This window comes from Streptomyces sp. NPDC001604, from assembly GCF_042893475.1.
Classification (GTDB): domain Bacteria; phylum Actinomycetota; class Actinomycetes; order Streptomycetales; family Streptomycetaceae; genus Streptomyces.
Window position 1 is genome coordinate 414,739 of sequence record NZ_JBIAUY010000004.1, and the last position, 10,405, is coordinate 425,143.

Sequence of the window (10,405 nt, forward strand, 5' to 3'; positions counted from 1 at the left end):
GCTGGTCGCGCAGTTCCCCGCGCCCCTTCAGGGCGCGGCCGAACCGCAGCGGACTCTGCCCGAACCGCTCAGTCGTGGTGGATCTCGATGCCCAGGTCGCCGAGGCGATAGATCCGCAGGGTCGACTTCCAGACGTGGGCGTCGCCCAGCAGGAGGATCCGGCCGGGCTCGCGGCGGATCTCCTTGATGTGGACGTCGAACTCCATGTCGGGGTCGGTGCGCAGGATCTGGCCCCGGTAGCTCCAGGTCGTGTCGGTGCCGGTCGCGAGGGCGAAACGCGGGTTGCGCAGACCGTCGGTGAGGCCGGTCTCGACGGCGTACACCTGCATGCCCTGCAGCAGTGCCTCGACGCCGAGGGAGCCGGGCATCACGGGGTCGCGGTGGAAGTGGCAGGAGAAGTACCACTCGTCGGGCCGGATGGAGCGGTGCCCGCGCAGATATCCCTGGCCGTGTTCGCCGCCGCCGGGCAGGATGTCCACCCATTCGACGAGGTCGAGGTGGCCGCCGGCCAGCCGCGGGCCGCGGCGGGCGGACTCGGCGGTGCGGAAGTCGCGCAGGTCGATGCGGCGGGTGCCGGACGGCCTGGCCGGCTGCGTGTCCAGCCACGGCAGCACGTGCTGCCCCTTGTCGAGGCCGACCTGGTGGGCGAGCGCCTTCTCGTTGAAGTAGCCGAAGAGGGACTCGCCGGTGTAGAAGACCTCGCCGTCGCAGGAGAGTTCGTAGGAGAAGTTCTGCAGGATCGAGCCGGGCATCCGGTCGCTGGACAGCAGCGTCGAGCGGTGCTGGACGGTCTTCCCGCGCAGGTCGACGTCCTTGACGAGGGTGGCGTGGCCGTCCAGGTTGCGGATGCTGAACTGCTCCTCGGGGAAGGGCAGGGTGGCCCCCAGGTAGTAGCCGAGGAGGATGGCCGCCTGGAGGCTGGACTCCATGTAGACGCAGTTGGGCATGGACGGGTGGCCGTTGTCGGCGTAGTACCAGGCGTCCTCGGGCGAGTCGTACTCGGTGACCATCACGGCCCCGCGCTTGAGCGTGCCGCGTGTGCCCTCCAGCTTCATCACCCGGTCGACGAAGAGGAAGTCGCCGTTGGGGATGTACGGTGCCCTGCTGTCGGCGTAGATCTCGAACTCGGGCCCCATCGCGACGGCGAGGTCGCCTTTCGCCGCGTGCGCCATGTGGAACTCGTTGAGCAGCGCGGGTTCTCCGGTGGCCGGGGAGAGCCGGCCGAGGAAGTGCGGGACGGTGCCGGCGGTCTCCGGGCGGTAGGACGTGCCGGGTTTCTCGCGGAGGCGGATGCCGAGTCCGGTGACGCTGATCGACGGGGTTCCGTCGCGCAGCACGACCACGTCGGCGACGAGCGAGGGCCGCGGCAGCAGGGTCAGCTCGGTGATGTCGATGCGGTATTCGATACGGGCGTTGCGCGGGGTGATCTGCCCGCGCACCTTCACCTCGGTCCGCAGGTCCGGCACCGGCTGGAAGCGGGCGTCGGGGAGGGTGAGGTGCAGGCCGAGGGAGAGGGCGTAGGTCTCCAGGAGCTGTACGGCTCCTTCGGCGACGAGGGACCCGGCGAGCACCGGGTCGTCGGGGAAGTGGCTGGTGAAGTACCAGGCGTCGGGGTCGAGTTCCTTGACGGCCTCGATCCGGCCGAGGCCGTGGCTGCCGCCCTTGCGGTCGAGGACGGTGACCTCGTCCGCCATCAGCAGCGGCCGGGTGGGCAGCCGCAGCGAGGTGTTGCAGCCGGGGGGCTGCCGGTGGCCGGGGCCGAAGACCTCGGCGATACGGCCTTCGGCGAGGGCGTCGAGGTCGGCGGAGGTGAGGGAGGTGCGGTGGGTGGTGGCGAGCGGCTTGAAGGCCGTGCGCCCGGGGTCCGCGGCCGTCTTGAGACCGGGGGCCACCCGCCCCTGCACCAGGCCCGGCGAACTCTCCAGCTCCTCATCGGTGAAGAAGCCCGCGCAGGCGTTATTGAGCTTGAGGATGAGCTCGCCGTCGGCGTAGCAGTCGTAGTGGAAGAAGAACAGCAGGGTGTCGCCCTGGCGGACGAACTGGTCGATCCAGATGTCGTAGCGCAGGGTCTGCCCGGTGCGCGGCAGGTCGCCCAGGAAGCTGAGGCTGCTGTCGAGGAGGCGGTAGACGCGCTGGCCGCGGTTGGTGAAGTCGGCGCCGAGGTAGCTGATGAGCAGCAGGTCGCACTGGCCGGCCTCGATGGTGACGGCGGGCGGGACCTGGCCGTCGACGGCGTACCAGGCGTCCTCGGGCACGTCGTACTCGGTGCGGATGAAGGACGGCTTGAACTCCCCCGGTTCCGCGTCGAGTTGAGTCACACGCGTGGCGAAGAGGTAGGGCGGGGCGGGGAGCCGTACGCGACGGTCGTAGCCGTCGATACGGGTGAAGCGGGGGCCGAAGACGTTGCCGACCTTGCCCACGGCGAACTCGAGGAGGTCGTGTTCGTCCCAGACGACGCCCTCGGGTTTCGGCGGGCGCGGGGTGGCCGCCGGCGTCGGCCGGACGGGCGCCGAGGCGGACAGTACTGCGGTGAGTTCCTCCCGCAACTCCCGTTGGGCGTCCAGGACTTCCTGGTGCGCCTCCAGGATCTCCGCCCGCAGGCTGCGTACGAGGGTGAGCGTGGCCGCGTGGTCATCCGTGGGGCGGTCCGGCTGCCGCGGCTTCTCCGGTACGGGCAGGGGGGCGCCGAAGATGGCCGGGCGGGGTGGTACGTCGGCGCGCTCGGCCTGCGGCGGCACGGCACCGAGGGACGGCGCCGGAACCGCGTCGGCGGGAAGCATCGTGATCGGTTCCCGCTCCAGCGAGAGCGCGGGTACGGGCGGACCGTCGGGGCGGGTCGGCATCGCGGTGTCCCATTCCGTGGCGTGGAATGCCGTGGCAGGCAGTTCCGGGGCTTGGTCGGGGGCCCCGGTGGTCACCGGGACGGGGGCTGACGGGCCGGGCGGGGCGACGGCGGTCACTGCCGGCACGGGGGCCGCGGCGGGCGTCGGCGCGGACGGGGCGTTCGCCGGCACGGGCACGTCCCCGCCCGGAACCGGCACCGACGGCACGGCACGGTCCCGAGGCGCGGCTTCCCCGCCCGACACGGTCGCCGCCGGCACAGGATCACCGCCCCGGACCGGCCGCAGCGGCACAGCACGGTCCTGAGGCGCGGCTTCCCCGCCCGACGCGGTCGCCACTGGTACGGGCTTCGGCGGGAGAGGGTGTGTCGTCGGGGCCGGTCGTGGTGGCACGGGGTGGTTCCGCCGTTCGGCTCCGCCTCCCCGTGCGGCTCCGTCCCGTGGATCGGCCTCGCCGGCCGGTGCGTTCGTCGCCGCCGCGGCCGTGGCTTGCGACGGCGAGGGAGCCGGGCCAGGTTCTCCCCGCCCGGCTCCGCCGCTCATCACGGCAGCGGCAGGCGCCGGCGGTGTGGCGGGCCGGTGGGGCGCCCGCCGTACCGCGTCCAGCACCGGCGCGGCCGCCTCCCTCACCAGCGGTGCCACCGGTGTGCCGCCCACCGTGAAGGTGCGCAGGCCCGGCGCGCGCCGGGGTGCTGCCGTGCGGGGGCGGAACGGGGTCAGGTCGACCGGGACGCCGTGGGTGGCGAGGCGGGCGACGAGGCGGGCTATGTCCGTTGCGCCGCGGGCTCCCCGGCGGTCGACCGGCACCGAGAGGTGCGGATCGTCGCCGAGCGTCTCGTGGATCCAGCGGGTGCAGGTGCTGGAGGGGCCGACCTCGATGAAGCAGCGGAAGCCGTCCTCGTAGGCCCGTCGGATCAGACGGGGGAAGTCGACCGTCTCGCGCAGGGTGACGGCGATGTTGTGGGCGACGACGTCCTGGTCGAGGGCGCCCACGGGGGCGTAGTGCCGGCTGCTGTAGAGGACGAGGTCGCCCACGTCGCCGGTCGGGTAGCGGTTGAGGTCGGCGAGTTCCGAAAGTACGCCGTCCACCACCGGGCAGTGCATGACGTGGTTGGCGGGAGAGCGTGCGCTCTGGCAGCCCAACTCGGCGATCACGTCACGGCATTGGGCGGGGTCGCCTGCGACGACGACCTCCGTGGGCGTGTTGACGTGGGTGATGAAGACGCGGTCCTGGCGCTGCACGGCGGCACGTACGGCGTCCGCGGGCGCCAGCAGTACGTGCGTCGCCCAGACCTGCTGGTCCGGCACCTCGTCGCCGAGTCCCCACAGCTCCCGTACCGTCTTCTTCGGCCCGCGCAGCCGGTCGACGAAGAGCGGCGAGGCGTCGATCTTCGTCGTGGCGCGGGCCTCCTTGATCCAGCCACCGGTCGCGAACAGCATGCTGCTCTCGCCGAGGCTGTAGCCGAAGGCCCCGTGCACCGGCACCCCCAGCACCTCGCGCACCAGGTCGGTGGAGAGAAGCGCGTAGCTGGTGCCGACGGCCAGCATCAGCGGGATGTCCTCTATCAACTCCGCCTCGCGGCCCATCAGTTCACGCCGGTCGAGCGGCCCCAGGGCACGCGGGTACAGCGCCGCCGAGCGCAGCATCTCCGCCGGCAGTTCGGCCTGTGTCTCGAAGCGGGGCAGGAGTCCGGGGAAGGCCCGGAAGAGCGCACGCCCGAGGCCGAGATACGAGTTGAAGGCACCCGGGTAGACCAGTGCCGTCTTGGTGCCCGGCCCGCCCGCCGGACGGGCGGCGAAGCAGCTCCCGGACGGCGAGGTCCACTCGCCGCCCGCCCGGTACACCGCAGGCAGGTCCTTGGCCGCCTGGTCCAACTGCCGTACCAGTCCTGCCGTGTCGTCGGCGACCAGTACGGCCTTGAGCCCGGCGGGCCGGTCCTCGGCTAGCCCAGCCGCCCAGTCGGCGCCGCTGTCGACGGCGTCGCGCAGTTCGCCCAGCCGCCGCATCAGGGTGTCGATGTCGTCGGCACCGACCGGTACGACGAGGCTGCCGCCGGAGCGCACCCAGTCGGTCGCCGCCACCTCGCCGCGCGTCTGCGCGCCGCCGAGCACCACATGGGCGTGGCTGCCCGCGCTGCCGATGACGCTGACGCCGGCCGTACGACGGCCTTCGCGGCGTTCGCGGAGCCAGGGCCGCGAGTCGCCGGCGAGGAAGAACGCGGACCCGGCGAGACGGGTGCCGTCGACGCCCTCGGGTGCGACGGGCTGGTAGCCGTAGTGCAGGCACAGCGCGGCCCGGATGACGGAGGCGAGCGCGGAGGCACAACCGGTGTCACCCACCGCGGAGTTGACCGCACTGACCGCGGTACGCAGCGTCCCGCCCGCCCGCTCGGCCGACCACACGCGGCCGAGTCCTTCCAGGGTGCCGTCCTGCGCGGCCCCTGCCTCGACGAGCTCGACGTCGGCCGGTGTCACTCCGGCGGCGGCGAGGGCGTCCTCGGCCGCTGCGGCCACGAGGTCCGGCGCCGGCCGGGGGTCGAGGGTCAGCGAGTGGTGGACGGCGAGGGCGTCGACGGTGGCGTACACCGTGCGCTCGGGCGGGACGGAGCCGGGCCGGGTCACGACGACGGCACCGGCTCCGTCGCCGAGCACGCTCCCGGGCGCCAGCAGCTCCCGGGCCCGCGTGGACTCCGGACCGGCCGCCAGGTCGACCGCTCCGACCAGGACCGCCTCGATGCTCGGGTCGAGCAGCAGCAGCCGGGCCGTGTCGAGGGCGTCGACACCGACGGCGCTGTCGGAGGAGACGGTGAAGGAGGGGCCGGTGAGGTTCCACAGGGAGGAGATCCGCGCGGCCATGATGTTGCCGATGTAGCTGAGGACCTCGTTGGCCTCGATGGAGTCGTGGATGCCGTCCCGGGCGGCCCGGGTCAGCGCCGCCAGCTGCTCCTCCGTCGGCTCCAGACCGGCCGCGGCCGACCAGGCGGCGAGCTTGCGGCCGAGCGCGTAACGGGCGCCGTGCCCCTCCGCGCTGGGCTCCATCTCCATGCCGAGAACGACGGCGACCCGCCGGCCCTTGGCCCCGTCCTTGCCGCCTGGGGCGGGACGCTCGTACCCGGCGTCCTTCAGGGCCTCCTCCGCGACGCGCATCATCAGCAGGTGCTGCTGGTTGAAGTGGTCGAGGTCCTTGGGCGGGATGCGGTACGAGGTGGCGTCCACCTCGAACCCGTCGATGTACGCGGCCTGGGGCGCCCCGCCGTCGCCGAGGCTCTCGAACCCTCGCCACCGGTGGGACGGCAACTCCCTTACGGCGCCCCTGCCTTCGTATCCGGCGCGCTCGAACTCGTCGAGCGTGGTGAAGGACCCGAAGTGCGCACCCATGCCGATGACGGCGAGTGACTGCGGTGTCCGCTGCTCGGTGCCGTCGTCCTCCACGTCCGTCTCGGGTCCGGACAGGACGACGTGCGCGTTGGTGCCGCCGAAGCCGAAGGCCGAGACGGCGGCCCGGCGTGCGCCGTCGGTGGTGGGCCACGGCGTGGGTTCGCGTACGACACGGTCCGCGACCGTGCCCGGCAGCGGCTCGGCCACTCCGATCGTCGGCGGAATGACGCCGTGTCCGAGCGCGAGGACGACCTTCACCAGGCTGCTCATGCCGGCCGCGGTCAGCAGGTGCCCGATGTTGCCCTTGACCGAGCCGAGCAGCGGACCGCGCCCGAAGTGCCGTTCCACACCGTCGAGTTCGGTGCGGTCGCCCAGCGGAGTGCCGGTGGCGTGGCACTCGACGTACTGGACGTCCTTCGGTTCGATGCCGGCGTCCCGGTGGGCGAGTTCGTACGCGGCGAGCTGGCCGCTGACGTTCGGGACGAGCAGGTGCTTGCCGGGGCCGTCGTTGCCGAGGGCGACGGCGTCGACGACGGCGTACACCCGGTCCCCGTCACGGCGGGCGTCGGCGAGCCGCTTGAGGGCGACCATGGCCGCGCCCTGCCCGGTGATGATGCCCTTGGAACGGGCGTCGAAGGGCTGGCTGAAGCCGTCCGGCGGGTAGGCGTGCAGATCGGAGAAGGACAGGTGGATGACGGTCGGGTCGGGCGCGCAGACCCCGCCGGCCAGCATCAGGTCGGCGCGCCCGGTGGCGAGTTGGGCGCAGGCGAGCCTGATGGCGTACAGCGCGGAGGAGCAGGCCGCGTCGAGGGTGTGGCGGGGCCCGTCGAGCCCGAGGGCGGCGGCGACCACATGGGCGGGCAGCCCACCGGGCCACAGGTTGTGAGCCTCGGCCCGGGCGTCGAACGGACGGTGGTGAGCTTCTGGCCCGGTGTCGAACGGCCCCTGTGCCAGACCGGCGGTCCGGTCACGGGCCGGGCTGCCGTCCGCCGCACCGGACGGCAACCCGGCCGCGGGGAAGCCGGCCGCCGCGAGGCCCTCGGAGACCGCGGCGTCCCACAGCTTCCCCGCTGTTCGGCCGGAGGCCGGGGTGGGGAACGGGTAGTTCCCGAACACCACCCCGGTCCTCCGGCCGGCCGCCCGGCCGTCCGCGGCAGCGGGGGATACACCCGCGTCGGCCAGGGCGTCCTCGGCGACCCGGAGCGCCCAGTGGAACGAGCGGTCCAGGCCGGCCAGGTAGTCGGCGGGCAGGAGGTACCCGGAGGGGTCGAGGGCCCCCGTGGCCTCGATGAAGCCGCCGCGCGTGCAGTAGATGCGGTGCCGGTCCTCGCCGTCGCGCTCGGCCAGCGGATCGTGTCCGAAGATCCGTTCACCGCCCTCGGCGCGCGAGTCGACCGCGCCCATCAGGTTGTTCCAGTAGGCGTCGGGCGTGGCCGCCCCCGGGAAGAGGCAGGACAGTCCGACGATCGCGTACTTCCCCATGAGGGATCAGCCTCCGAGCCTCGTCAGACCGTGACCGTGGCGGCCGCCCGGCCCGGCTGCCTGAACCGTGCGTCCAGCTCCGCGTCCTCGACCGCGACCACGTCCTCCAGGACGGCCAGCACCCGGCCCTGCGGGTCGAGCGCGGTCACCGTGCAGGTGACGCCGGTCCGGCCGGGCCGTACGTCCTCGACCGCGATGAGGAAGTCCCCGTCGGACGGCAGCGGCGCATACAGGCTCAGCCGTCCGATCTCCATCGGCAGGCAGGCCCGCCCGCGCTGCTCGCGCACCCACACCAGTACGGCCTGCAGCAGCAGGTCGGCCAGGACGGGGCTGTGCAGCCGGGTGTGGTAGCCGCCGAGCGCGGGCCGGTCGTCGGTGAGCCGGGCCCGTACGAGGAGCCGCTGCTCGTCGCCGGCCAGCAGCGTGCGCAGGCCGCGCAGGGAGGGCCCGTGGAAGAGCGTGCCGTCACGGTACAGCCGTGCCGCGTCCTGCCCGGCCACGCCGCGGGCGATCCCCGCCAGGTCGGCGCGGTCGGCGGGCCGCTGTCCGGCCTCTCCCGTGGTCAGCCGGACGCTGTACGCGGGCCGGCTGCGGCCGCTGCCGTCCACGGAGGAGGCGAGCACGTCGATGCCGTCGGCGGCGGGTTCGACGGACAGCCGCAGCCGCTGCGGCTGCTGCCCGTCGGGCTCGTCCCAGGCGACGCCCTTGAACACCTTGAACCCGCTCGCCCCGACGACGGTTTCGCCGGTCACCGTCTCGACGGCGTTCGCCAGCGCCCCGAGTGCCGCGGTGGCGGGCAGCACCCGCCGGCCGCCGATGGTGTGGTCGGTCAGCAGCGGCTGCTCGGCGAGGTCGGTCAGGGTCCGGTCGACGACCAGGGGGGTGAGCGCGGAGGCCCGCGCCGCGGGCGGCGCGGACAGCGGGGTGAGCGGGCCGGTGACGATCACGGTGTCGTGCCCGTGCCCGGCCGTGAACTGCTCGGCGAACATGCCCGCACCGGTCGCGAGCGGCACCAGGGCGATCCCGCGCGAGGCGAACATGGCACGCAGGTCGTCGGAGACCATGCCGCCGTCCCAGGCGCCCCAGTTCATCGCGGTGACGCGCGCGGAGGGCAGTTCCCGCTTCAGCCGTACGGCGATGCGGTTCAGCGCCTCGTTGGCCATGGCGTAGTCGGACTGGCCGCGGTTGCCGAAGAACCCGGCGACGGAGGAGAAGAACACGAGGTGCCGCAGCTCGGCGATCCCGCGCAGGGCGTCCAGCACATTGCCGAGGCCGATCAGCTTCGTGCCCAGCACCCGGCGTATCTCGTCCGCCGACTTCTGCGCGATGAGCCGGTCGGCGAGGACACCGGCCCCGTGCACGACACCCGTGACCCGTCCGGCGTACGGCGTCAGTGCGCGGCGCACCTCGCCGGCGTCGGTGATGTCGACGGCGAGGTACTCGACCCGGGCGCCGGTGGCTGTGAGCCGGGCGAGGTTGGCGGCGATCTCCCGGGAGGCGGTGATCTCGCGGAACTCCCCTTCGATTGCCCGGGGGTTGGGCTTCTGCCCGCTCTGCGCAGCCCGCCGGGCGATGAGCCCGCGCAGTGCCGGGCCTTCGTGCCCCACGGCCCAGTCGGGCTCCGGCGCGGGCCGGCTGCGGCCGAGCAGCAGCAGGCCGGCGGGCCGGGCGGCGACCAGGGCGTGCAGGCAGTCGGCGGTGATGCCGCGGGCGCCGCCGGTGACGACGAACAGGTCGTCGGAGGAGACCTCCGGGACGGCCGCCGCATGGGCCTCGTGCGGCTCGGCCGCGAGCGCGATCGTGCGCCGCCTGGCCGGGTCGTGCCCCACGTCGGCGTGCTCGGCCGACAGGTCGTGGACCTCACCGAGGAAGCGGGCACCGACGGTGGTGGGGGCCAGCTCCGGCGCGAAGTCGACCGTACGGGCGAAGAGTTCGGGCACCTCGATCGCGAGGGTCTTCACCAGCCCGCCGACCCCGCCGAGCAGCGGAGAGGCGTCGCCGCCACCGCGGTAGCCGTTCGCCCCGTCGAGCCGGGTGACGGCCACGAAGGCCGCACGGGTGCCCTGCGCGGCGACCGGCTTCAGCGCGGCCAGGCTGTGCTTGGCGACCAGCAGGCAGTGCTCGAGCCGCTGCACACCCTCGGCCCACTCCTGCCCCGCCGCGGCGGCCATCTGCACGACGAGATCGGCCCGCCCGCTCACCAGCGCCCCGGCAAGCTCACTCTCCTCCCAGCTCGCCAGCCGCCGAACGGCATCCGCCTCCGGCACGACGCTGTCGACACCGGGCAGCGCCACGATCTCCACCCGCCAGCCGTCCCCACGCAGCGCCCCGGCGAGAGGCCGGGTGAGCGTCGACCCGTCGTCGACGAGAACCGCGGTACGCGGTTCGGCGTACGCGCCGACGAGGGTGTGGGGCGGGGCGATCTCGGTGACGTCGGCGTAGGTGCGGCCGATGCCGGGGGCGGGTGGGTAGGTGATGGCGAGGGGGGCGGCGGCGGGCGTGGGGGCCGCTGTCTGGGGAGCGGGTTCGATGGAGACGGCGGAGACGGTGGAGGCGAGGAAGCCGGCGATGTCGTCGAGCGTGCGAAGCTCGGCGAGCACCTCGGGATCGACGTCCTCCGACACCGGATACGACTCCTGCAACGCCCCCAGAATCTGCACCCGCTTGATCGAATCGATGCCCAAATCGGCCTCGACATCCATACC

At 73.4% G+C, this 10,405-nt stretch carries 2 protein-coding genes; both read right to left on the reverse strand.

The genetic code is table 11. The features are described 5' to 3' along the window. Positions 1-68: 68 nt before the first annotated feature. Complete coding sequence (locus tag ACFY1E_RS14985; protein WP_389075628.1) at positions 69-7,700, reverse strand: beta-ketoacyl synthase N-terminal-like domain-containing protein; 7,632 nt, start codon at positions 7,698-7,700, stop codon at positions 69-71. Positions 7,701-7,723: 23 nt separating this feature from the next. Next, positions 7,724-10,405 (reverse strand): SDR family NAD(P)-dependent oxidoreductase (locus ACFY1E_RS14990; RefSeq protein WP_389075630.1); only part of this gene is annotated, 2,682 nt, incomplete at its 5' end.

Bases quoted from the DNA above. Each gene is read 5' to 3' on its own strand.
- ACFY1E_RS14985 (WP_389075628.1), bottom strand. From the start codon at position 7,700: ATGGGGAAGTACGCGATCGTCGGACTGTCCTGCCTCTTCCCGGGGGCG.